This is a genomic window from Phycisphaeraceae bacterium, from assembly GCA_019636655.1.
Classification (GTDB): Bacteria; Planctomycetota; Phycisphaerae; order Phycisphaerales; family UBA1924; genus JAHBXB01.
This window is the reverse complement of record JAHBXB010000004.1, coordinates 175,319-197,780: the sequence shown is the minus strand read 5'-3', so window position 1 is coordinate 197,780 and position 22,462 is coordinate 175,319. Positions and strand designations below refer to the sequence as shown.

Here is a 22,462-nt window from a genome sequence, read left to right as displayed (position 1 = left end):
AACCATGCGTGCAGCGCGGGTGCTGATTCTGGCGGCGGCGGTGGGCGCGAGCGCGGCCGGGGCGCTTGCGGACGTGGTCTCGATCACGGCCTCGCGCGACAACACGCTGTACGAGGATTTCTTCGGGACGCTGAGCAACGGCCAGGGGGAGTACCTCTTTTCGGGGCGGACGCTGCAGTCGAAGAACTCGCTTCGGCGGGCGCTGGTGAGGTTTGACGTGGCCGCGGCGGTGCCGGCGGGCTCGACGATCACCGGGGTCACGCTGCGGATGACGATGTCGCGCGGCATCTCGGATGCGTCGGCCGTGACGCTGCACCGGGTGCTGGCGGACTGGGGCGAGGGGGGTTCCGATGCGCTCGACGAAGAGGGGAACGGCGCGGCGGCGCAGGAGGGGGACGCGACCTGGGACTACCGGTTCTACGCGACTCAGACGTGGACGAACCGCGGCGGGGACTTCGTCGACACCCTGAGCGCGATGGCGATCATCGGGGGAATCGGGGATTACGAATGGGCCTCGACGGCCCTGACCGTCGCCGACGTGCAGGGCTGGCTGGATGCACCTTCCGGGAACTTCGGCTGGGTGCTGGTGGGCGACGAGCAGGGGACTCCATCGACCGCGAAGCGGTTCAACTCGCGAGAGAATGCGGATGTCTCCTCGCGGCCTCGGATCATCGTCGAGTACACGCCGGTGCCGGCCCCGGGGGCAGCGTGGGTGATCGCCGGCGCGGCGACGATCGCGTTGAGACGACGGCGGTAAGGCACGCGGCGGCTGGGATTCCCGAGCCACTACCATTGGCCCCATGACGCAGCCCCCCACCCCCCCCACTCCCCCAACCCCGCCCTCCCCTCCCCATCGCCCCGCTCCCTCCGGCGCGGCTTCGAATCCGGCCGAGGAGCAGCCGCTCAACTTCATCGAGCAGATCGTCGAGGCGGACATCGCTTCGGGCAAGTGGGGCGGTCGCGTGCACACGCGGTTCCCACCGGAGCCCAACGGCTACCTGCACATCGGGCATGCGAAGTCGATCTGCCTGAACTACGGGCTCGCCGCGAAGCACGGCGGGAAGTTCAACCTGCGCTTCGACGACACGAACCCGACGAAGGAAGAGCAGGAGTACGTGGACGCGATCAAGGCGGACGTCAAGTGGCTGGGGGCGGACTTTGAGAACGGAACGCCGCACGGGGGCGGGCTGTACTTCGCGTCGGACTACTTCGATCGCATGTTCGCGTTCGCCGAGGAGCTCATCAAGAAGGGCAAGGCGTACGTCTGCGACCTCTCGGGGGAGGAGGTCAGTGCGCGCCGGGGCAAGCCCGGGGTGCCGGCGACCAGCCCGTTCCGTGACCGGCCGGCGGAGGAGAGCCTGCGGCTGATCCGCGAGATGAAAGAGGGGAAACACCCGGACGGGTCCAAATCGGTGCGGGCGCGGATCGACCTGGCGTCGCCGAACTTCAACCTTCGCGATCCGGTGATGTACCGGATCCTGCACGAGGAGCACCACAACACGGGCCGGGCGTGGTGCATCTACCCGATGTACGACTGGGCGCACGGCTTCGAGGACTCGATCGAGGGGATCACGCACTCGATCTGCACGCTGGAGTTCGAGGACCACCGGCCGCTGTATGACTGGTTCATCGACGCGGTGAACGAGGGGCGCACCGCCGATGGTTCCGGGCCGTGGGGGAAGACGATCCACCACTCGCAGCAGATCGAGTTCGCGAAATTCCGGCCAACCTACACCGTGCTGAGCAAACGCAACCTGCTGAAGATGGTGCAGGACGGCGTGGTGAGCGCCTGGGACGATCCGCGGATGCCGACCATCAGCGGCTCGCGCCGGCGCGGGTACACACCCGAGGCGTTCCGGTCGCTGATGGAGGACGTGGGGGTCACCAAGGTGGAGAGCCACATCGACGTGGCCCGGCTGGAGAACGCGGTGCGGGACGATCTGAACCGCCGCGCGCCGCGCCGGATGGCGGTGCTGAATCCGCTGCGGGTGATCATCGAGAACTGGCCGGAGGGGAAGATCGACATGCTCGACGCCGTGAACAACCCGGAGGACCCCGGCGCCGGGGCGCGGAAAGTACCCTTCGGGCGGGAGATCTTCATCGAGCGGGACGACTTCATGGAGAACCCGCCGAAGAAGTTCTTCCGGCTGGCCCCGGGCGCGGAGGTGCGGCTGCGGTACGCCTACTTCGTAACGTGCACGGGGGTCGAGAAGGACGCGGCGGGGAACATCACGCTCGTGCGGTGCACGCACGACCCGGCGACCCGCGGCGGGGATGCGCCGCACGGCCCGGACGGCAAGCCGATCCGGCGCGTGCAGGGGACGATCCACTGGGTGAGCGCCGAGCACGCGATCAAGGCCGAGGTACGCCTGTTCGACCGGCTCTTCACGGCCGAGCACCCCGGCGACCGCACGGGGAACGCGATGGACGACCTGAACCCGCAGTCGCTGACGGTGGTGAAGGGGGCCCTGCTCGAGCCGTCCCTGGGCTCGCGCGGCCGCGACGAGCCGGAATGGGCCGACGGGATCCGGCGGTTCCAGTTCGAGCGGCTGGGGTACTTCTGCATCGATCGGGACTCGGCCGCGTCGTCGCTGGTGTTCAACCGGACGGTGACGCTGAAGGACACCTGGGCGAAGGTAGCGGGCAAGGGGGGATGACGGTGCCGGCGGCGGACAGGTGAGAACCGAGGCGGGGTCGAGCGGCCCGCCCCGTCCGCTGGTGCGGCGTAAACTCCCGTCCCATGTCACTCATCGTCACCGGCACCATCGGCATCGATACCGTCTACACCCCCACCACCCACGTCGAGAAGGTTCTCGGCGGCTCGTGCACCTACTTCGCCGCGGCGGCCTCGTTCTACGGGCCGGTGCGGATGGTCGCGGCGGTCGGGGGCGACTGGCCCGCGGCGCACAAGGCGACCCTGGGGAAGTTCAAGAACATCGATGCCACGGGCCTTGAGGTGCGGCCCGGCTCCAAGACGTTCGCGTGGGGCGGCAAGTACCTGCAGAACATGAACTCGCGGGAGACGCTCTTTACGGAGCTGGGCGTGCTGGTCGAGGACCCGCCGCGGGTGCCCGAGAACTTCAAGGACAGCCAGTTCGTCTTCCTCGCCAACACCCACCCGGCGGTGCAGCTCGGACTGCTCTCGCACTTCCCGAAGCGGCGGCTGGCGGTGGCGGACACGATGGACCTGTGGATCAACACCGCCCGCGCCGACCTGGAGAAGCTCCTCAAGCAGGTCGACGGGCTGGTGCTCAACTACGATGAGTGCGAACTGCTGACCGGAAAAGCCAACCCCGTCACCGGGGCGCGGCACATCCTGGAGATGGGCCCCTCCTTCGTGGTTGTCAAGAAGGGCGAGCACGGGTGCCTGATCGTCCACAAGGATGGGATCGGGGCTCTCCCGGCCTACCCGGCCGAGACGGTGACTGATCCCACTGGGGCGGGGGATTCGTTCGCGGGCGGGATGATGGGGTTCATCGCGGCTGAGGCCGGCAAGCCCGGGCACGGGGAGCCAGGGAAGCGTGGCGTGCCGTTCGACGTCGTCCGGAGCGCCCTGGCCCACGGCACGGTGGTTGCCTCGTTCAACATCGAGTCCTTCTCCCTGGACCGGCTGTCGAGCCTGACCCGGGAGGAACTAGACCGGCGGTACAACGAGTTCACCGGGATGGTCCGGATCCGCTGATCGCCGCCGCTCCGGGGCGCCGATAATGAGTCTGGCCCGGCGCTTCCGCCGGGCGAAGGGAACGCGCGGCGGAGCCGCGGGGAGTTGCCAATGTCGTCATGGATGGCCCGGGCGAGGCGGTCGGTGTTTCCCGAGGCGCCGGCGGCGGAGACGGCGACGATCAGCCCGGGCGGCTACCTGACCCCCTACCGCGAGATGGTTGATCGCGAGGGCCCGAGCTTCGGCGCCCTGCTGTGGACCAGCCGCGAGACACAGGCCGCGCGGTTCCGGGCGATGTCGGAGATGATCGACCTGGACGGCAAGCGAGTCCTGGATGCCGGGTGCGGGCGGGGCGACTTCGCGGCGTTCCTGCACGCGCGGGGCACGCCGTGCTGCTACACGGGGCTCGACGCGATCGGCGAGATGGTGGAAGAGGCGGAGTCTCGGGGCATCCCCGGGACGGCCTACCGCCGCGGAGACTTCGTGGCCGATCCGCGGGCGTTCGACAGCGAGCCGGGCCCGGAGGTGATCGTCTTCTCGGGCTCGCTGAACACGCTGGACCAGGATGCGGCGCAGGCGGTGCTGGAGCGGGCGTGGCACAGCTGCTCGCTTGCGCTGGCGTTCAACTTCCTCCGGGTGCCCTCCCGGCCCACCCGCGGGCGGGCCGGCGGGGACGGCTACATCAGACGGTTCGATGCTCTGAGCATGCTGGAATGGGCCGCCGAGCGGACGCCGCTGCTGCGCTACCGGCAGGACTACCTGATGGGCCAGGACGGAACGATCGTGATGTGGGTGCGCTGACCCGTCGGCGGTCCGGCTCGCTACCATCGGCCCTATGGCGATCATCGTCTTTCAGCACGGCGGGAGAGCGGTCGGCCCGGGACGCCTCGGGCTCACGCTCCGGGACCACGGATTCAGGCTCGATGTCCGGACGCCGCACATCGCGGGCGCCCCGGGTGTCCCGGCGGATCTGGACAACGTCGAGGGGGTCGTGGTCCTCGGCGGCGAGCAGAACGTCACCGACATCGCCGACCTGCCCTGGATGCAGGCCGAGGCGGACTTCATCCGGAGCGCCCACGCACGGCAGTTGCCGGTGCTGGGGATCTGCCTGGGACACCAGCTCATCGCCCACGCGCTGGGCGGGACGGTGGCCCCGGCGGCCACGCCAGAGTGGGGATTCACCAACGTCACGGTGCAGCAGCCGGGGCAGACCGAAACGATGCTCGCCGGGGTGCCGTGGGACGCGATGATGTTCCAGGCGCACAATCAGGAGGTTGCGACCGCGCCGCCGGGGGCGACCGTCCTTGCCTCCTCCGCCGCGTGCAAGGTGCAGGTCTTCAAAGCGGGGCTGCGGACGTACGGCTTCCAGCACCACTTCGAGTGTGACCGGCCGATGATCGAGGTCTTTATGAAGGGTGCGCCGGGCGGGCCGCCGGCGGACCTCTCGTCGCAGCTCGACGCCCGCTACGACGTGTTCGCGCGGATCGCCGAGCGGCTGTGCATCAACATCGCGGCGTACGTCTTCCCCCTGTCGCGCCGGATGACGGCCTAGGCCGCCGATCCCCATGCCGTCCCGGCTCACCATCAAGCCCCCAGCGGACTACGTGCTGAAGCGAGATGCGTGCTCGTACGGCTACTTCCTGCTGTGGCCCAACAACTGGTCCCCGACCGAGCAGGCGTTTACACGCGTGCTGGATGTCGGCGGGCCGGTCACGGCGCGGATCACCCAGGGAACCGGATCGCGCCGGCCCGGGGCCGGGGCGCCGCTGACCGCCGAGTTCTCGCGAACCCTGACCGCCCGCCAGCGGGCCGCGGCAGGGGGACTGATCACACGGATGCTGCGCCTTGATGAGGACGACGGCGTGGTCCGCGCGTTCCACCGGCTCGACCCGCGGTGGAAAAAATCCGGGCGGGGGCGGCTGATGCGGTCGCCGACGCTGTTCGAGGATGTGATCAAGACCGTCACGAGCTGCAACGTGACCTGGCCGAGCACGGTGAACATGAACCGGCGGCTGTGTGAGGTCGTCGGGCGGGGCCACGCCGACCACGGGCGCGCGTTCCCGACGTTCGAGCGTCTCGCCCGCACCAAGCCGGGGACGCTTCGGGCCCGCTGCTCCGTGGGCTATCGCGACCAGCGGATCGTCGAGTTGGCGCGGCTCTTCGCCGCGGCGGAGAAGAGCCGGTCGCGCCGAGCGGGCGGGCTGGACCTCGCGATGCTCGAGGACCCCGCGACCGCCGACGACGCGGTCTTCGAGGCGCTGCTGGAGTTGCCGGGAATCGGCCCATACGCCGCGGCGAACGTCATGCAGTTGATGGGGCGGTACGCGAGGCTGCCGCTGGACACGGAGTCGCTGCGGCACGCCAAGACGATTTTGGGGTGGAGCGGCACGGACCGGGCGCTGATGAAGCGGATGCACGCGCACTACGCGCCGTTCGGGGTGCACGCGTTCCGGTCGTACTGGTTCGAGTTGTGGGAGTTCTACGAGGCGAAGCGCGGACCGGCGTGGACGTGGGAGCGGGAGACGACGGGGAAGACGTTTACGGCAGCGCAGTTCTAACCTAGCCGCGGCGACTCGAGCACAATCGTCACGGGCCCGTCGTTGATGAGCGACACCTTCATGTCCGCCCGGAATACACCCTGTTGAACATCGACTCCCGCAGCAGAGATGCGGGAGCGGACGAGTTCGACGAGTACTGAGAACTCCCCCTCCGCACGCTCGGGGCGCATGGCCTTGTCGAAGGAGGGCCGACGGCCTTTGCGGGCATCACCCGCAACGGTGAAGTTGGGGACCATCAGGATCCCCGCACCCAACCCGCCCTCCGCCGCGCCGATGTCCTTCACCGACAGGTTCATCTTCCCCTGCGGGTCCTCGAAGATCCGTAGTTCGGCGATCTTCTCGGCGGCCCACTCCAGATCACAGTCCACGTCCGTCTCTTCGAGCCCGGCGAGGACAACCAGGCCACGCGCGATCTCCGCGCGGACCTCGCCGCCCACCTCGACAGACGCCCCAAGGACCCGTTGCACCACGCAGCGCATCGGGGCTACCTCAGTTGCGACGTCGCCTTCTGCACCACCTCGTCCGACAGCAAAGGCGTCGCCGGCCCATCACTCCCGAGTTTCCACTCGTAGGGCACCGGGTCATCGTCGTAGCCGAACCGGCCGTCGCGGTTGGTGTCCTTGACGACATCCATGAGCAGGGAGCCGCGGGCGCTGTTGAACACCACGCTGCGGACCTGCGCGTCCCGCGGCGAGATCACACGCGGATTCCGACCCTCGGCATCGGTGACGATCGCCACTCGCGCATCCAGGTTGTCCAGCGCCTTGTCGTTGTTGGTGTCCGCGATCACGGCGACGAACACCAGGCCGCCGGGCTTCCACACCTTTTCCTCGGTGTTGTACACCCCGAAGATCTGCCACCGGCCGATGACGCCCCGCCCATCCAGAACTGCGTTCTGGCCGCCGTCCACGCGGCACGCGATCGCGTTGTGCCACCGCACCTCGGTTGATGAGTTCCAGTCTCGCGAGACGGATGCGGCTGTCTCGCTGCTCATCCTGTACATCGCACCCGAACCCGACTCCATGCCGCCGCGCGTGTACGGGTCGTCATCCTGGAATATCCCCTTCTGGCTCATCACCGAGAGCGGCACCAGCACCGCTGTGGTACCAGTTATAGGAATGGGCATCCCAAACACCGGGTGCCCCCCGAGTTGCCCCGCGGCGGGTGTGGGAACGATGGTCTCGGTGTTCCGAGGCGGCCGGCCGTACGAGCACCCGGCGATTCCGGCCTGGATTGCCAGCACCACCACGAGGGTCAATCGCCCCACTACGACGCGTGCATCTGATCGCATCATGCCGCCCTCCGAGAAGATTGGTTACAGTTTCTTCAGCGCCGCCACCAGCGAGTCGATGTGCGACCGCTCATGGGCCGCGGAGATCTGGACGCGCAGCCTCGCGTGCCCCTCGGGCACCACGGGATAGCCGAACCCGATCACGAACACGCCGAGTTCCAGCAGCCGCTTGCTCATCGCGATCGCCTTCGCGGTGTCGTGCACGATGATGGGGCAAATCGCCGTCGGGCTCTCCAGGACGTCGAAGCCTGCGGCCTTGATCGACTGCCTCGCGTACGCGACGTTGTCCCTGAGTTTCTGCACCCGCTGCGGCTCGCGCAGCAGGACCTCGATCGCCTTCGCCGCCGAGCACGCGACCGTGACGGGCAGCGCATTGGAGAACAGCGTCGGGCGGCCGCGCTGGATCGTCAGTTCGGTCACGAGCCTCGAACCGGCGATGAACCCGCCCGCGCCCCCGCCCAGGGCCTTGCCCAGCGTGCCGGTGAAGACGTCGACCCGGCCCGGCATTGGCCCCCCCACTCCCCCCGTGCCGCCGTCGATCATCCCCCAGTGCTCGTGCGTCCCGCGACCGGTGGCCCCCATCACGCCGTGCCCGTGCGAGTCGTCCACCACGAGCATCGCGCCGTACTCATCGCACAACCGCCGCATCGTCGGCAGGTCGGCGATGGAGCCCTCCATCGAGAACACGCCGTCGGTGACAACCCAGATCTGCCCCGTGACATCCTTGTTCGCCCGGGCCTCGGCGAGCCGCTGCTCGAGCGAGTTGGGCCCCGTCAGCGTGTTGTTCCGGTACACGCTTTTGAGCAGGCCCTTCTTGATGACGGTCGCCAGCCGGATGGCGTCGATGATGCTCGCGTGGTTGAGTTCGTCCGAGATGATGATGTCGCCCGGATCGCACAGCGTGGGGAACACCGCCTCGTTCGCGTTCCAGCACGACACGAAGGTGTACGAGGACTCCGTCCCCATGTAGCGCGCGATCATCGTTTCCAGGTGCTCGTGCGGCGAGAACGTGCCGCAGATGAACCGCACGCTCGCGGTCCCCGCCCCGAAGTCCTTCAGGCCCCGGAGCCCCGCCTCCACAACCTCCGGGTGGTTCGCCAGCCCCAGGTAGTTGTTCGAGCAGAAGCACAGGCACTCGCCCCGGCCGCGGATGCGGACCGTCGCGTCCATCGGCCCCTCGATCATCTGCAGGTGCTTGTACTGCCCCCCTTCTCGCAGCGATTGCAGCAGGGCCGAGGTGCGGGCGGCAAAGCCCGTCGCGGCGCCGGATCCCGCGGCCGTGCTGGCGGGGTTGGCGTTGGAACCGGCGGAAGGGGTTGATCGGGCGATAGACATGGCGTTCTCCGGGAAGTCGGCGCGATTGTACTCGTGGACCGCACCACCACCCCGATGGCCCGATCAACGGCGTCTACGCAGCGTGTACCGCCAGGCACCGCGAGATCCGCGCCAGCGTGGATTCCCGGCCCAGCACGCCCATGGTCTCGCCGAGCGGCGGCGACACCCCAGTGCCCGCGAGCGCGACGCGGATGGGCTGGGCGATCGCACCCATGCCGACCCCCCGCTCCTTCGCGAACGCCTCCACCATGGCGTTGAGCGCCTGCGGCTCCCAGTCTCGAGCCTGCTGGAGCGCGCCGTGGAACTCCCGGAGCAGCCCCAGCCCCTCTCCGTCCTTGGCCCGCAGGTTCTTCTCGACCGCCGCGGGGTCGTACGTCACGCCGGCATCGGTCAGCATCGCGAATCCCGCCGCCTTGACCCCATCCCGCATCGTCTTGGCCCTGGGTTTGACGGCCCGCGCCAGGAGCGTCCACCGCGGCCCATCGAGCCCCGCCGGCAGCGCCGGCTCGTACTCGGAGCACCACGCCCGCCACGCCCGAGCGAACTCCTCGTCGCTCATCGCCGCGATCGCGTCCCCATCGAACGACAGCAGCTTCGCCCGGTCGAACTTCGCGTTGGTCCTGCCGATGCGGGCCATGTCGAAGTGCCCGGCGAGGAACGCCGTATCGAACTTCTCCAGATCCTTGCCGTCCGCGGCCTTCATCCCCGGATTCCATCCCAGCAGCGAGACGAAGTTATCGATGGCGCCCGGCAGGTAGCCGTTGGCGCGGAAGTCGCTGACCTCCACCTCCGGCAGCGCGATGCCCAGTTTCGCCGCGATCGCCGCCGCCACCTCCATCGAGTCGTTCTCTGCGGCCAGGAACTGCTCGACCACCGCCGGCTCCTGCCCGATCCCCGCGGCGAGCAGCTCGGCGTTCAGGTCCGGGCTCTTCTGCAGCAGCGTCTTGGCCGCCGCGCGGGCGGCCTTGGCCTTGTCGCGCTTGCCCATCTTCGTGCCGTCCATGTTGAAGATCAGCGGCATGTGGCCGTACACCGGCGTGCGGAACCCCAGCGCCCGCTGCAGCACGATGTGCCGCGGCGTGTTGTTGAAGTGCTCCTGCGCCCGCAGGACGTGCGTGATCCCCATCGTCTCGTCATCGACGACCACGGCGAAGTGGTACGTCGGCAGCCCGTCCGCCTTGCGGATGACAAAGTCGTCCACATGATCCGCCGGGAACGTCTTTTCCCCCAGCACCTGGTCGTCGACGACCACCGCCGTCATCGGCGAGACCAGCCGCACCACGTGCGTCTCGCCCGCGAGCGCCCGCGCCCACCTCGCCTCGTTGAAGACCCCGGGTGTCACATCCGCGGGCCGCTCGTACCGGTAGGTCCCCTTCGCCGCGAAGACCGCCTTGCGACGGGCCTCCAACTCCTCCGAGCCCTCGAACGCAGGGTACGCCAGCCCCGCTCGGACAAGTCGCTCGAGGTGACTGTTGTACAGGTCCACGCGCCGCGCCTGGAAGAACGGCCCGACCCCGCGCGGATCGCCGCCGATCTTCCGGCCGTCCGGCGTGGTGAACTCCGGCCCCTCATCCCACTCGATGCCCAGCCAGACCAGATCCTCCATGATGCCGCGGGCAGACTCGTCGGACGACCTCGCCGCATCCGTATCCTCGATCCGGAGCACGAAGTGCCCCCCGTGCCGGCGCGCGAACGCCCAGCAGAAGAGCGCCGTGCGTGCCCCCCCGATGTGCAGGTGGCCGGTCGGGGAAGGAGCAAACCGGGTGATAACGGGCGGATTGGTCATGGCAGGCAAGACTAGGCCAAGGGCTTCCCGCGATTCCCCGGTACACTCGGCCGCTCACCGCGGCGGCGCGGCGGAATCCCGGAGACCACCGCCTTGCACGACGACCCGTCGATCCGCCCGCCCCCGGCTCCTGTCCGCGAGAGCGCCCGCCTGGGCGCCGTCGACACGCTCCGCGGCGTGGCGGTGCTGGGCATCCTCGCCATGAACATCGTGGCGTACGCCCTCCCCGGGGCGGCCTACCTCAATCCGCTGGCCGAGTCGCTCGTCCCCTACGCCGGACCGTTCACCGGAGCCAACTACGCCGTTTGGCTCGTCTGCCACATCGTGTTCGACCAGAAGATGATGGCGATCTTCTCGATGCTCTTCGGCGCCGGGCTGGTGCTGATGAACGATCGGATCGCCGCCCGGGAGCCCGGCACGCCGCGCCGGGCCGCCCGGTTCGCCGGCCTCTACTACCGCCGCCTGATGTGGCTCCTGCTCATCGGGATGCTGCACGCCTACCTGCTCTGGTACGGCGACATCCTCGTCGCCTACGCGCTCTGCGGGCTGCTGCTGTACACATTCCGCGGCGTCCGTCCCTGGATCCTCATCACCATCGGGGTGCTCGTCGTGCTCGTGGCAGTCCCGATCAACGTGTTGATGGGCCTCGGGTTGGGGCACGTCCAGCACATCGCCGACGACGCGCGCGCGGCGGAGGCCGCGGGCCGTGCCATCACATCTCAGCAGCAGCAGATGATCCAGTCTCTGTCGGGCTGGGAGAACGGGGCCAACCCCGATACCGCCGCGGTGCACGCCGAGGTCGCCGCGCTGCGGGGCTCCTACCTCGACGTCCTGCGGCACAACGCTATGTCGAGCCTCTTCATGCAGACGTTCATCATGGCGATCTTCACCTTCTGGCGCTGCTGCGGCCTGATGCTGATCGGCATGGGCCTCATGCGCCTTGGTGTTCTCTCCGCGTCGCGCTCGAACCGCTTCTACGTGACCCTCGCCGCGGCGGGGTACCTCGCCGGCCTGCCGCTGACGATCCTGTCGATCATCATCACGCTCAGGTCGCCCGGCGATCCGATGTGGACCATGGCGGCGGTGTGGCCGTTGAGCGGCATCGGGGGCATCGGTGTGGCCCTCGGCCACGTCGGCGTCGTCATGCTGATCTGCCGCGCAGGGGTACTCCCCGGGGTGATGGGCCGGCTCGCGGCGGTCGGCCGGATGGCCTTCACCAACTACCTCACGCAGTCATTGATCTGCTGCCTGATCTTCTACGGCTGGGGGCTGGGCTATTTCGGATCCGTGGAGCGGGCGCCGCTCATGCTGATCGTTGTGGGCATCTGGATACTCCAACTCCTGTGGAGCCCCTGGTGGCTCGCCCGCTTCCGGTTCGGGCCATTCGAGTGGCTGTGGCGATCGCTGACCTACCTCACCCTCCAGCCCATGCTCCGCTCGCCGGTTCCCAGGGTTTCAAACTAGGGTCAAAACACCCAAACACTACCCTTGCAGATCCCATTCGCGACTGGTATCATCCGCCCCTCGCGCAAGGGAGGTGCCGTCGTGGGAGCTTCGCACCAACTCAGTCGATGGGCATGGCTCGCCGCACTGGTCCTTGCCGTGGTCGCCACCGCGAACGCCCAGCCCCCTCCCGGCGTCGATGACCCCGAGACCCCCACTGCCACGACCCCGGCCACCCCCGGCCGGATGTCGCCGCGCCGGGCCCGGGTCTGGCACCTGAGGGTGCTCGGCGACTTGGATTGTGCTCGCCTCGTGCGGGACGTTTCGGAACTTGTCAACAAAGCCGAGTCCGATGGCGCGACCATGCTGATCCTGGAACTCGACGGTGACCGCTCCAGTCCAGACGTCGTGTGGAGCATCGCTCAGTCAATCCGCTCCTCCGCGATCCCGACCCATGCGTTCCTCGCCGACTCACGCGAGAGCCGCGTCGGAACTGGACAGGCCGCTCTCGCTCTCATTGCGGCCGGGCGGGGCGGGGCCTGCTGGATCCTCCCGGGAACATCGATCTCGCGGCGCGACGGCGACGACCTGAGGCCCGATGAGCCCGACGACATGGACTTTGAACGCATCAACCGCGAACTGCAGGGCTCCGCGTGGGCCCGCCTCAAGGACCGCGGCATCGATACCGAAGTCGCCTCCGTGCTGCTCTCCCCCGCCTCCGCCGGCCCGGCATGGGCCCTTCCGGCCGAACCCCCCGGCGCACCGTGGCGGATCACCAGCATACGCCCGCCCGCAAACGAGACACAGGCCGTTCGCATCGTCACCGTCGTTCCGACGGCGTCCAAGGAATCAAGCGGGGCGTCCCAGGCGGGTGTCGAGATCCCGTACGAAGTCGTCCGCGCCCTCGGGCTTGCCTCCGAGGCTCGATCCGTCGGGGAGATTGGCGTCAAGTCCGGGCTCGGCCGGTACACCACCGTCACGCACGAGGTCCGCAGCGGCCTCAGCGCGGCAAGGAAGCGCGTCGAGGGGGATGCCGCCAAGGTCGATGCCGTGCTGGCCCAGGCTGACCAGGTGCTGCGCGATATCCCGAGTGTCTCCCGGGCGGACTACGCCTTCCGAAAGGCCCGCGCCGGGAAGGATGCCCTCGCGCTGCTGGCCAATGTCCAGCCCGTGATTGATCGCACCGAGCGCCTCATGGTCGACTACCCCGAGTTGCTGCGCAACCCGGTGCCCGGCCGCACGATCGTCGGCGTCACCTCGGGATCGCTGAAGACCACGTGGCGAATCTCGTTTGATCGCCGGCGCGATGAACTCGCACGCCTCGAGTCCAAAGCGCGGCAATACGCGGGAAAGTGACCGCGCCGCGCCAACCGCTCGCCGCGTCAACAATCACCCATATGCCACGATCACCGACGCCGCCCCAAGCCGCTCGCCTCCACCACCCCTCGGTGCCCAACGTGCTGGCGATGCGCGAGCTGTTCTGGCACAACGTGGTCCGCGAGATGCTCACCGCCCTGTCGATGATGCAGGGCACCCGCCCGGAACTGTTCGACGGCCGGACCGCCGTGCTGACGCGCCAGGGCGAGCGCATCCCGATCGCGGAGATCTTCCCGCTCTTTGCCTGCGGCATCCCGGGCACGCCGGCCGTGCGCGAGGCGTCCGTCGCGGTCGAGTGCACCGTGTTCCGCCTCAAGACCCCCGGCGGCGAGGTCTTCACGTTCCCCGTCAGCGAGATCCGCGGCCTGCACTCCCTCACCCCGGAACTGGTCCAGCAACTGGAGCAGGCCGCGTTGTCCGACGAGACCATCGGCGGGCCCTCGGGCCCCTTCGGCTTCGCCGCGTTCGCGCCCCCGAACGGCGTTTCGCCCCCGGCGAACCTGCCGGGCGAACCGCCGGGTGCCGTCCCCAAGGCCCCGGCGCGGCCCGGCGAGAGCCGAAAGACCAGGAAGCGGCCGGCACGCCCCCGGTAACCCGCCGGTAAGCCCCGGCCGCGTCGCGACACCAGGACCGGGCGAACAATCAGGAGAGCCCGCCCGATCGAGAATCCCCGGAGCCGCTGATGCGAGTGCTCGTCGCCATACCGGTGTACAACGAGGAGAAGTACATCCCGCGCGTGATCTCTCACGTGCTCGAGTACGCCGACAACGTGATGGTCATCGACGACGGCTCGACCGATCGCACGCCGTCGCTCCTCGCCAAGTTCCCGGTTGACGTGGTCCGGCACGGCCAAAACCGCGGCTACGGGCGATCCATCCGCGAGGCCTTCTCCCTCGCCTCCTGCCGCGGGTACGACGCCCTGATCACCATGGACTGCGACGAGCAGCACGAGCCGAGCATGATCCCGCAGTTCGTCGGCGCCATCGCATCGGGGAAGTACGACGTCGTCTCGGGCTCCCGCTACCTGCTCCCCGATCCCACGGGCCACAACCCGCCCCCCGACCGGCGGCGCATCAACCAGTTGATGACCCAGGAGATCAACGACCGCCTCGGGCTCGCGCTGACCGACTCGTTCTGCGGGTTCAAGGCGTACACGACGCCCGCGCTGCGCCGGCTGCGCCTCACGGAGGACGGCTACGCCTCCCCGATGCAGTTCTGGGTCCAGGCCGCGGCCCCTCCGCAGGGCGGACCGCCGCTGCGGATCCACGAGATCCCCGTGCGGCTCATCTACAACGACCCGACCCGCACGTTCGGCGGGCCTCTGGATGACGCCGACAACCGCCTGGGCCATTACCGGCGCGTGCTCCACTGCGAGCTGGCAAGGAGCAGCGATCGGCTCCCCGCGCGGGCCCTCGAAGGAATCGCGGCCCCCGCCGGGTGTCGCGATTCGTGAGCGGCAGCGCGCCGATTGGTGATGCGCTCCGCATCGAACCGCCCGCCGGCGAGTGGCCGGCGCTCGTCGCCTCGCACCGGAGCGGGATGACCGAGCAGAAGCGTGCGTTCCGCGCCCAACTGAACCTCCCCGCCGATCGACCGGTGATCATGAGCGGCCACCAGGCGGAGTTCTGGCACCCGGGGATCCTCGCGAAGTGGCTCGCGACAGTCTCGGCGGCCGAGATTACCACCGCGGGCGCCGCATGGATCGTCGTCGACCAGGACGTCAACGACTTGCTCGCGATCCGCTACCCGCGGATCGAGGCCCCCGGACGGCCGGCGCCAGGCGTGTGGAACGCAGCCGACCCCGAAGCGCCCCGCGGCCTGCCGGATACTCCAACCGGCGAGCGCGCTGCGCACCGCCCGCCGCCGCTCCCCGAGGCCGCGTTCGCGACGCCGTCGGTCGCGGCCGGCCTGGAGATGATTCGCGGGGCGCTCTCCGCCCGAGTCTCCGAGGCCTCGGCGGCGCGCCAAGTCGGCTCCGCCACTGCGGATCTTCTGGCGCCCCTTGGCGGCCCGGTCACGCTCGTCTACGCCTCGCAACTCGCCCGCACCAGCCTGATGCGCGACCTGGTCTCCCGGATGCGGAGCGATCCTCGCCGGTGCGCCGACGAGTACAACCGTGCGGTGGCACGCCACAGCGAGGCCGGCATCGCGATGCTCTCGACCTCCGGCGGTCTCGCGGCGACGCACGGGCCCGAACTCCCCCTGTGGCGGATCACCCCCGGCAAGGGGCGGCCGCGCGAGCGCGTCTTCGCCTCGATGCTCGGGTCGACGCCGGACGAACACCTCGCACCGCGAGCCCTGCTCATGACCGGCCTGCTGCGCCTGGCCGGCTGCGACCTGTTCATCCACGGCACCGGCGGCGGCGGGGAGACCGGGTACGACCGCATCGCCGAGTCCTGGCTCCGCTCCTGGCTCGGCGAACCGGCCGCGGACCTAGCGCCGTCCGCATTGGTCACAGCGACGCGGCGGTTGGACATGGGCATCGAGCCCGCCTCGCCCGCCGAGGCGGCGCACGCGGTGTGGCTCGCCCACCACGCGAGGCACCACCCATCACTGCTCGGCGAGCCCGGGCTGGAATCCCGCAAGCGTGACCTGCTCGCAAAGATCACAGCCGCGCGCTCCCGAGGCGAACACCCGCGCGAGGCCTTCAGGGCCATGCACGACCTGCTCCACGCGGCACGCTTCCAGCACGCCGACGACCTCGGGCGCCTCGATCAGACCGCCGCCGACCTGAGGGCCAGGCTCGCCGCCACGGACGTCATCAACGACCGCACGTGGCCATTTCCTCTCTACCCAAGCGAGGTGCTGCGCGATCTGGCTGCGAGCATTTCCGATCGGTTCCGCCGGTGAGGCTCTCGCCGAAATCAGCGGAGACACAGGCCGAATCGCTAGGATTGCGGCGATGCCCCGCGTGGTCGTCATCATGGTGGCCGTGGCCCTCGTGATGGTCACCGCCTGTGAGAGGGCGCCCACCCCCTCCGCTCCTCCCGGCCCCCCGAAGCCCGCTTCACCCCGGCTGGTGGCGCTCTCTCCCGGAATCGCGGCGACCGCTCGCGACGCCGGGCTTGGCGGACTCCTCGTCGGCCGTCACGGCTGGGACGCGTGGTCCGATCAGTCGCTCCCGGTGTGCGGGGACAACGCGGGCCTCGACTACGAGGCCCTGATCCGTGTGCACCCGACCCACATCCTGATCGAACGATCCGCCACGCCCCCGCCGGCGCGGCTCGGCGATCTCGCCGCGGCGAACGGGTGGACCATCGTCGAGTTCCCGCTGCTCGCGCTCTCCGACATCCCGGCCCTCGTAAGCGGGCTCCACGCGCTGGCGCCCGCGGCGGACCCTTCCGAGTTCGATCGTCTCACAGGCGAGATGGCCCGCGCCTGGTCGGTGAACGACCCGAGCCTCGCCCCAATCGGGGGCGTGCTCCTGCTGAGCGCGGCGGCCCCGAAGACGTACGCGCTCGGGCCCGGTTCCTGGCACCACCAGATCCTCGCGAGCCTCGGCGCGACGCCGGCGCTGACCGAGGGCTCTCCGTACGTCTCCCTCGACGCCGAGGACGTCCTGCGCCTGCGTCCCGCCGCGATCCTGCTCATCATCCCCCGCAGGCCCAGCGAGCCGAGCCGGACAGGACCGCTGCCGGTGTCCGAGTTCCCGGCGGCCCTCGGCGTGCTCGCGACACTGGATCTCCCCGCGGTAACGTCGCGGCGCGTCGCCCTGATCGATGATCCGGAGGGGCTGCTCCCGAGCACGGGCATGATCCGCATCGCCGACGACATGCGGACGATCCTCCGGGCGTGGCTGCCCGGCGTGGAACGAAACGCCAGCCCGAACTAGTCCGTCAAAGGGTCCCCGCCCACCTACCATCCGCCCCATGTCCATCGACCCGGTCCAGATCCTGGCAGAGCGGTTCCGGGCGGCGATCGCCGCGGCTTTCCCGGATTCGGGCGCCGATGCCGATCCGCTCATCACGCCCAGCCGCAACCCGCAGCACGGCGACTTCCAGTCCAATACCGCGATGCCGCTGGGCAAGTCGCTCGGCAAGCCGCCGCGTGAGATCGCCAAGTCGATCGCGGCGAAGGTCGACCTGGCGGGGATCGCCGAGCCTCTGACGGACGCCTCGATCGCCGGGCCCGGGTTCATCAACATCCGGCTGAGCACCGAGGCGCTCGCGTCGCTGGTCACGCGCCTGGATTCGGATGACCTGGGCCTGCCGCGGGTCGAGGCCGGCGGGAAGCAGACCGTCGTCGTCGACCTCTGCGGCGTGAACCTTGCCAAGCAGATGCACGTCGGCCACCTCCGGTCGATCATCATCGGCGATGCGATCGCCCGGACGCTGGACCGGGTCGGCCACCGCGTCATCCGCCAGAATCACGTGGGCGACTGGGGGCTCCCCATCGCGATGGTCACGGCGAGGCTCATGCAGGAATCGAAGGCCGGACGGCTCGACCTGGCCCGCCTGACCCTCGACCAGCTCGAGCGGCACTACCGGGCCGCGCAGCGCGAGTGCGCCGCCGATGAGCGCGGCCTGGCCGCGGCGCGCCGGTGGTGGTCGCACCCCAAGGCCGTCGCGGAACTGGAGGAGCAGGTGGCGGGGGCGGCCGAGGAGCTCGCCCGCGCCAAGGCGACTCTCGTCAGGCTCCAGAACCACGATCCCGAGACCTTCGGCGTGTGGCAGCGGATCGCCGACACCACGATGGGCGAGTGCCTCGACGTCTGCCGCCGGCTGCACGCCGACGTTACCGCCGAGGCCTCCGCCGGGGAGTCGTCCTACTCCGAGGAACTCGCCGGGCTGGTCGAGGACCTGCAGAAGCGGGGCGTCTCCGAGGAGTCCGACGGCGCGCTGGTGGTGCGGGTCGAAGGGATCGAGGAGCCGACGCTGATCCGCAAGTCCGAGCGCGGGGGCGGCGGGTACCTCTACGCCACCACCGACATGGCCGCGATCCGTCGGCGGGTGCAGCGCCTCGGCGCCGACCGGGTCATCTACTGCGTCGATGCCCGCCAGAGCCTGCACTTCCGGCAGGTTTTCGCCGCCGCGATCAAGGCGGGGTACGCCACGCGCCCCGGGCAGCCGTCGCCCTCTCGCCTGGAGCACGCCGCGTTCGGCGCTGTGCTGGGCGAGGACGGCCGGCCGTTCAAGACCCGCTCGGGCGAGAACGTCAAGCTCGCCGATCTCATCGACGAGGCGGTCGGGCGCGCCCGCCGGGCCGCGGTCGACAAGAACGCCGAACTGAAAGGGAGCGAGCTCGAGGCCATCGCGGATGCGATCGGTGTGGGCGCGATCAAGTACGCCGACCTCTCGTCCGATCGTGTGCGGGACTACGTCTTCGACTTTGACCGGATGATCGCCTTCGAGGGCAACACCGGGCCCTACCTGCTGTACGCGCTGGTCCGGATCAGGTCGATCCTCCGCAAGGCGGCCGAGCACGCCCAGATCGGCGAGGCGGGCCTTCGTCGCGCCGAGTCCGCGCCGCTGCTGATCGAGGCCAGGGAGGAGAAGGACCTCGCACTGGCGCTGCTGCGGTACCCCGGCGCGGTGCGGTCCGTCGCCGATGCGTTGGAGCCGCACCGGCTCTGCCAGTACCTCTACGACCTCGCCGGCGCGTACAGCGTCTTCTTCACGAACTGCCACGTGCTGAGCGCCGAAACCGACGCGCTGCGCTTGTCGCGGCTGCGGCTTTGCCGGATCACCGAGCGGGTGCTGGCCGAGGGCCTAAGTCTGCTGGGAATCACGGCCCTGGACCGCATGTAGTAGGACGCTACGGCTCGACCGACGCGAAGCGGTCGAGGCTGAAGGTCCAGCCGACGCTGTCAACGGGCGCTGCGAGGCACAACTGACGCTCGCCGACCGCCGAAGGCGCCGGGCCGTTGAGCAGCGCCCACATGCCCGACGGACCGAAATAATCCGCGAGACTGAGCGACTGCCGCTCGGCATCGTCCAGCGAGAGGGCCACGGAGGCGTTCAGCCGCTCCGCGTGACGGCCCGTCTCGGGCCGCGACTGGGGCGAGGCCCCGCCTGCGGTGCCAACGCCGATCAGCGCAGCAAGCCCCGCGATCCAGATGCGGGTGCGGCGAGATGATCGGACGTCAGGCATGACACGGCTCCGGCTGGCGCTGCGCACGGCAGGTCGCAGTGTGTCATGTCGAATGTGGGCGGTCCCGCGGCCACCGGTGATAGCCGCGAGGCACCGCGACGGGGGTGCTGGAGCAGTACAGCCGCGCCAGACGGTACAGACGGACCTGTGTGTTCACCCGCTGGGCGGGTTGGCACTGGCGCATAAAAAACGGCCGGCCATTGCTGGCCGGCCGTCGGGAGTCTCAGGTATTTGGTCGGCCGAGGATCGGCCGCCAAGCGGATTAGAACACCAGCTGGAACTGGAAGCGAACGGTGACCTCGTTCGCCTTCGAGCTGCCGAGCAGGCCGATGTTGGTGTCCGGGAAGAGCGTGGCGAAGGGGTTGGTGGCGGAGCCGGCGCTCAGGTCGGACGTCTGGTCGAGGGCCCAGACCATGTCGACCGTGGCCTTGGCGGCGTTGCCCGCGTAGAACTGCGAGAAACCGATCTGGAGGAAGTTGTAGATGTCCTTCGACTCGGCGAGGAGGTCGTTGTCGGGCATCAGGCCGGTCCAGCCGGCGAAGACTTCCGAGTTGCTCCAGCGGTAGCCGCCCTGGACGAGGACGCCGTAGTTGTTGGTGTAGATGTTGGTGTCGGGGGCGGTGTTGAGGAACGCCGCGTAGTTGCCGACGAACGCGGCGTAGCCGGTCCAGCCGTCACCGTAGATCGAGAAGTCCGCGGTGTAGGTGATGGACTGGATGTCGACGTCGGTCGGGGCGGCGGTGTTCTTGGACTGCTGGAAGTTGCCGGCGAGGCCGAGCATGGCGGCGAAGGGCTGGCCGGGCTTCGCGTTGAAGTCATCGAAGTCCTGCCACTGGCCGGCGAACTTGTACTCAAAGCGGCTGGTGATGGCCCAGTCGTTCGTGAACTCGGTGTAGTCCGTGTTGGCGGTCCGGAGGCCGTCGGAGAAGGCGGCCTTGGCGTTCCAGTCGATGTCGGTGTACGCGATCTGGACACCCTGCGAGTAGCCCTGGCTGAACGCCTCGTTCAGGATCGAGCGGGTGACGAACAGCTGCTGGGTGGAGTCAACGAGCTCCTCGTGCAGCAGGGGAAGCTTGAACTGACCGGCCTTGCCCGACCAGCCGTTGCCGAAGTTGTACGCGATCCACGCGTCCTCGAGGAGGGCGAACCCGTTGTCGCTCGACGAGCTGCTCGGGACGACCTGGTTGGTCTCCGAGTCGATGTCGGGCGAGTAGCGGCCGTTGCCGGCGTTGAGCTGGATCTTGTAGGTCCAGTCCGGGTTGATGATGTTGCCGAAGAAGCGGACGCGGACGTTGCCCATCTGGAAGCCGGAGTCGAAGTCGTCGAAGTTGTTGCCGCCGTTGACCGTCTGGTCCTTGTCGCGGAAGTTCAGGTAGTAGCGGGCCTGGATGTCACCGCCGACGTTCAGACGGTAGTTGCCGTCCGGGCTGGCGATGAAGAAGTTGCCGTCGTTGCCGGAGGTGGCGCCGGCGGCGAGCAGGCTGGAGCGGGTCTCGGCGTCGGCGAGCATCTCAGCGACGATGGCCCGGATCTCATCCTGCTGGGCAGGGGCCGTCGCGGGCTGATCAGCGATCGCGGCGGTCGAGGCGAGGCCGATGGCCGCACCCGCGAGCAACACAAGACTCTTGGTCAGACTCATTCTGAGACTCCTTCAAATCGAGACGCTTGGACCATCTTGGGTGGGACCCCCCGTCTCCAGGCGTCCCAGTGTTCTGATGTGCCATCCTGATTACGGTCTGCCCCCAAGGCAGACCGGTCGCAGGCGGCACGTTCCTTTTCTGCCGGGTGTCGGGTGCTCCGACCACAACCCGGGCTCCTTGGCATTCACTCACTTGCTGGCTTGTGGTCTTCCTTCCCCACACGCCTGTACCGACCCACGGAATCACACTCCGAATCACGGGCGCTTGCAGCCCCACTGGATGTTCGCTGATGCTAGCCTGATCGCTTAGCGAACGCAAACTCCGAAGTCCCGAATTTCGGCGGACCGGCCCCCACTTCCCCATAGATTGGTCAACTTCTTCACTGTTTGAGGATTCTGCTAAACCCCTCATCAGGCCGCCTTGAACCGGGTGCCATCGCTATCCTGAGCCACTGGCTGGCGAACCAGGCGGCGTCGTGCCACACTCTTCTCCATGTCGTAAGCCAAGGGATGACAAGAAGATGCCGACTCCCAAGCGCGTCGTGATCGTCGAAGATGAACGCGACCTGGCTGACTTGTTGGCGTACAACCTCCAGAAATCGGGGTATGAAACCGCGACGGCTCATGATGGTCGTTCCGGCCTCGCCCTGATCCGCGATCGGATTCCGGACCTCGTGCTCCTTGATGTCATGTTGCCCCAGCTCTCGGGTCTCGAGGTCGCCAGGGAGGTCAGGACCAACCCGACCACGGCGGGGATTCCGATCATCCTGCTCACGGCTCGAGCCTCCGAGACGGATCAGTTGGCCGGACTGGGGATGGGGGCGGACGACTACGTCACCAAGCCGTTCTCGACCAAGGTCCTCCTTGCGCGAGTGGATGCCGTACTCCGGCGGGCCCCTGCCACGGGCGCCGCGACGGAGACGGCACGCCTGGGCCCGATCGAGCTCGACCTCAACACCCACGTTGTGACCGTCGACTCGGAGCCGATCAAGACCACGCTGACGGAGTTCCGCATCCTCGTGGCCCTCATCCGGGCCAACGGCAAGACGCAGAGCCGCTACGACCTGATGTCGCGGGTCATGGGCCCCGGCGTCATGGTGACCACTCGCACCATCGACGTGCACATCGCCGCGATCAGGAAGAAGCTCGGCCGGCACGGCCAGATGATCCGAACCATCCGCGGCGTGGGCTACCGCATCTCGGAGGACTCTGAGCTTGGGGAGTCCGCGAGCGTGCACGCGGCGGATTCGCAGGACTGAGGCGCGCTGCCCGCGGGTTTGGG

The 22,462-nt window shown here is 68.8% G+C and carries 20 protein-coding genes; 14 read left to right on the top strand and 6 right to left on the bottom strand.

The window, feature by feature from the left end; translation table 11 throughout:
- Positions 1 to 4 precede the first annotated feature (4 nt).
- The 6 genes from KF745_12480 to KF745_12455 all read left to right on the top strand — a co-directional run bounded on the left by KF745_12480 (position 5) and on the right by KF745_12455 (position 6,219).
- Entirely contained in the window at positions 5 to 757 is a 753-nt protein-coding gene (locus KF745_12480; protein MBX3359231.1) for a DNRLRE domain-containing protein, read from the top strand.
- 43 nt (positions 758 to 800) lie between these two features.
- On the top strand, positions 801 to 2,657 hold the full coding sequence (locus tag KF745_12475; GenBank protein MBX3359230.1) for a glutamine--tRNA ligase/YqeY domain fusion protein: 1,857 nt from the start codon (positions 801 to 803) through the stop codon (positions 2,655 to 2,657).
- 83 nt (positions 2,658 to 2,740) lie between these two features.
- The gene (locus tag KF745_12470; protein MBX3359229.1) at positions 2,741 to 3,682 is read left to right on the top strand and encodes a sugar kinase; all 942 of its coding nucleotides are present in this window, start codon (positions 2,741 to 2,743) and stop codon (positions 3,680 to 3,682) included.
- 90 nt (positions 3,683 to 3,772) lie between these two features.
- Positions 3,773 to 4,462 carry a class I SAM-dependent methyltransferase gene (locus tag KF745_12465; GenBank protein ID MBX3359228.1) on the top strand — a complete coding sequence of 230 codons (690 nt, stop codon included), beginning with the start codon at positions 3,773 to 3,775 and terminating at the stop codon, positions 4,460 to 4,462.
- 34 nt (positions 4,463 to 4,496) lie between these two features.
- The gene (locus tag KF745_12460; GenBank protein ID MBX3359227.1) at positions 4,497 to 5,213 is read left to right on the top strand and encodes a type 1 glutamine amidotransferase; all 717 of its coding nucleotides are present in this window, start codon (positions 4,497 to 4,499) and stop codon (positions 5,211 to 5,213) included.
- A 13-nt stretch (positions 5,214 to 5,226) separates the two neighbouring features.
- Complete coding sequence (locus KF745_12455; GenBank protein ID MBX3359226.1) at positions 5,227 to 6,219, top strand: hypothetical protein; 993 nt, start codon at positions 5,227 to 5,229, stop codon at positions 6,217 to 6,219.
- Here the strand turns inward: KF745_12455 and dtd are convergent.
- The 4 genes from dtd to gltX form a co-directional block, all read right to left on the bottom strand.
- Positions 6,216 to 6,698, bottom strand: coding sequence for a D-tyrosyl-tRNA(Tyr) deacylase (dtd, locus tag KF745_12450; protein MBX3359225.1), 483 nt, complete (start codon positions 6,696 to 6,698; stop codon positions 6,216 to 6,218). The two genes, KF745_12455 and dtd, sit on opposite strands and share 4 nt — an antisense overlap.
- 5 nt (positions 6,699 to 6,703) lie before the next feature.
- Entirely contained in the window at positions 6,704 to 7,513 is an 810-nt protein-coding gene (locus tag KF745_12445) for a hypothetical protein (protein MBX3359224.1), read from the bottom strand.
- A 21-nt stretch (positions 7,514 to 7,534) separates the two neighbouring features.
- Positions 7,535 to 8,845, bottom strand: a complete 1,311-nt coding sequence (locus KF745_12440; protein ID MBX3359223.1) for an aminotransferase class I/II-fold pyridoxal phosphate-dependent enzyme — start codon at positions 8,843 to 8,845, stop codon at positions 7,535 to 7,537.
- Between the two features lie 73 nt (positions 8,846 to 8,918).
- Positions 8,919 to 10,631 (bottom strand): glutamate--tRNA ligase, encoded by a 1,713-nt coding sequence (gene gltX, locus KF745_12435; GenBank protein MBX3359222.1) that lies wholly within the window; start codon positions 10,629 to 10,631, stop codon positions 8,919 to 8,921.
- A gap of 93 nt (positions 10,632 to 10,724) precedes the next feature.
- On the opposite strand from gltX, the gene KF745_12430 reads away from it, so the two are divergent.
- From KF745_12430 to argS, 7 genes are all read left to right on the top strand, one after another.
- Positions 10,725 to 12,095, top strand: coding sequence for a DUF418 domain-containing protein (locus KF745_12430; protein ID MBX3359221.1), 1,371 nt, complete (start codon positions 10,725 to 10,727; stop codon positions 12,093 to 12,095).
- A gap of 81 nt (positions 12,096 to 12,176) precedes the next feature.
- Positions 12,177 to 13,430 carry a hypothetical protein gene (locus KF745_12425; protein MBX3359220.1) on the top strand — a complete coding sequence of 418 codons (1,254 nt, stop codon included), beginning with the start codon at positions 12,177 to 12,179 and terminating at the stop codon, positions 13,428 to 13,430.
- Between the two features lie 41 nt (positions 13,431 to 13,471).
- The gene (locus KF745_12420) at positions 13,472 to 14,044 is read left to right on the top strand and encodes a hypothetical protein (protein MBX3359219.1); all 573 of its coding nucleotides are present in this window, start codon (positions 13,472 to 13,474) and stop codon (positions 14,042 to 14,044) included.
- 89 nt (positions 14,045 to 14,133) lie between these two features.
- Complete coding sequence (locus KF745_12415) at positions 14,134 to 14,904, top strand: glycosyltransferase family 2 protein (GenBank protein MBX3359218.1); 771 nt, start codon at positions 14,134 to 14,136, stop codon at positions 14,902 to 14,904.
- On the top strand, positions 14,901 to 16,301 hold the full coding sequence (locus KF745_12410) for a hypothetical protein (GenBank protein MBX3359217.1): 1,401 nt from the start codon (positions 14,901 to 14,903) through the stop codon (positions 16,299 to 16,301). The genes KF745_12415 and KF745_12410 overlap by 4 nt, the downstream gene beginning before the upstream one ends.
- Before the next feature lie 52 nt (positions 16,302 to 16,353).
- Entirely contained in the window at positions 16,354 to 17,283 is a 930-nt protein-coding gene (locus KF745_12405) for a hypothetical protein (GenBank protein ID MBX3359216.1), read from the top strand.
- 37 nt (positions 17,284 to 17,320) lie between these two features.
- A complete protein-coding gene (gene argS / locus KF745_12400; protein ID MBX3359215.1) occupies positions 17,321 to 19,198 on the top strand; it encodes an arginine--tRNA ligase in 1,878 nt (625 codons plus the stop codon).
- Between the two features lie 7 nt (positions 19,199 to 19,205).
- Here the strand turns inward: argS and KF745_12395 are convergent, their stop codons facing one another.
- The gene (locus KF745_12395; GenBank protein ID MBX3359214.1) at positions 19,206 to 19,541 is read right to left on the bottom strand and encodes a hypothetical protein; all 336 of its coding nucleotides are present in this window, start codon (positions 19,539 to 19,541) and stop codon (positions 19,206 to 19,208) included.
- Positions 19,542 to 19,803: 262 nt separating this feature from the next.
- Positions 19,804 to 21,180 carry a hypothetical protein gene (locus tag KF745_12390; GenBank protein ID MBX3359213.1) on the bottom strand — a complete coding sequence of 459 codons (1,377 nt, stop codon included), beginning with the start codon at positions 21,178 to 21,180 and terminating at the stop codon, positions 19,804 to 19,806.
- Between the two features lie 521 nt (positions 21,181 to 21,701).
- Here KF745_12390 and KF745_12385 point away from each other — a divergent pair.
- Positions 21,702 to 22,439: a response regulator gene (locus KF745_12385; protein ID MBX3359212.1), complete on the top strand. Its 738-nt coding sequence runs from the start codon at positions 21,702 to 21,704 to the stop codon at positions 22,437 to 22,439.
- Positions 22,440 to 22,462: the final 23 nt, after the last annotated feature.

What these genes read in the sequence shown, in the direction of transcription:
- KF745_12475 (MBX3359230.1), top strand. Translation starts at nt 801, where the DNA reads ATGACGCAGCCCCCCACCCCCCCCACTCCCCCAACCCCGCCCTCCCCT.
- argS (MBX3359215.1), top strand. Translation starts at nt 17,321, where the DNA reads ATGTCCATCGACCCGGTCCAGATCCTGGCAGAGCGGTTCCGGGCGGCG.
- KF745_12415 (MBX3359218.1), top strand. Translation starts at nt 14,134, where the DNA reads ATGCGAGTGCTCGTCGCCATACCGGTGTACAACGAGGAGAAGTACATC.
- KF745_12420 (MBX3359219.1), top strand. Translation starts at nt 13,472, where the DNA reads ATGCCACGATCACCGACGCCGCCCCAAGCCGCTCGCCTCCACCACCCC.
- KF745_12395 (MBX3359214.1), bottom strand. Translation starts at nt 19,541, where the DNA reads ATGCCTGACGTCCGATCATCTCGCCGCACCCGCATCTGGATCGCGGGG.
- KF745_12385 (MBX3359212.1), top strand. Translation starts at nt 21,702, where the DNA reads ATGCCGACTCCCAAGCGCGTCGTGATCGTCGAAGATGAACGCGACCTG.
- KF745_12470 (MBX3359229.1), top strand. Translation starts at nt 2,741, where the DNA reads ATGTCACTCATCGTCACCGGCACCATCGGCATCGATACCGTCTACACC.
- dtd (MBX3359225.1), bottom strand. Translation starts at nt 6,698, where the DNA reads ATGCGCTGCGTGGTGCAACGGGTCCTTGGGGCGTCTGTCGAGGTGGGC.
- gltX (MBX3359222.1), bottom strand. Translation starts at nt 10,631, where the DNA reads ATGACCAATCCGCCCGTTATCACCCGGTTTGCTCCTTCCCCGACCGGC.
- KF745_12480 (MBX3359231.1), top strand. Translation starts at nt 5, where the DNA reads ATGCGTGCAGCGCGGGTGCTGATTCTGGCGGCGGCGGTGGGCGCGAGC.
- KF745_12440 (MBX3359223.1), bottom strand. Translation starts at nt 8,845, where the DNA reads ATGTCTATCGCCCGATCAACCCCTTCCGCCGGTTCCAACGCCAACCCC.
- KF745_12390 (MBX3359213.1), bottom strand. Translation starts at nt 21,180, where the DNA reads ATGAGTCTGACCAAGAGTCTTGTGTTGCTCGCGGGTGCGGCCATCGGC.
- KF745_12455 (MBX3359226.1), top strand. Translation starts at nt 5,227, where the DNA reads ATGCCGTCCCGGCTCACCATCAAGCCCCCAGCGGACTACGTGCTGAAG.
- KF745_12445 (MBX3359224.1), bottom strand. Translation starts at nt 7,513, where the DNA reads ATGATGCGATCAGATGCACGCGTCGTAGTGGGGCGATTGACCCTCGTG.
- KF745_12465 (MBX3359228.1), top strand. Translation starts at nt 3,773, where the DNA reads ATGTCGTCATGGATGGCCCGGGCGAGGCGGTCGGTGTTTCCCGAGGCG.
- KF745_12460 (MBX3359227.1), top strand. Translation starts at nt 4,497, where the DNA reads ATGGCGATCATCGTCTTTCAGCACGGCGGGAGAGCGGTCGGCCCGGGA.
- KF745_12405 (MBX3359216.1), top strand. Translation starts at nt 16,354, where the DNA reads ATGCCCCGCGTGGTCGTCATCATGGTGGCCGTGGCCCTCGTGATGGTC.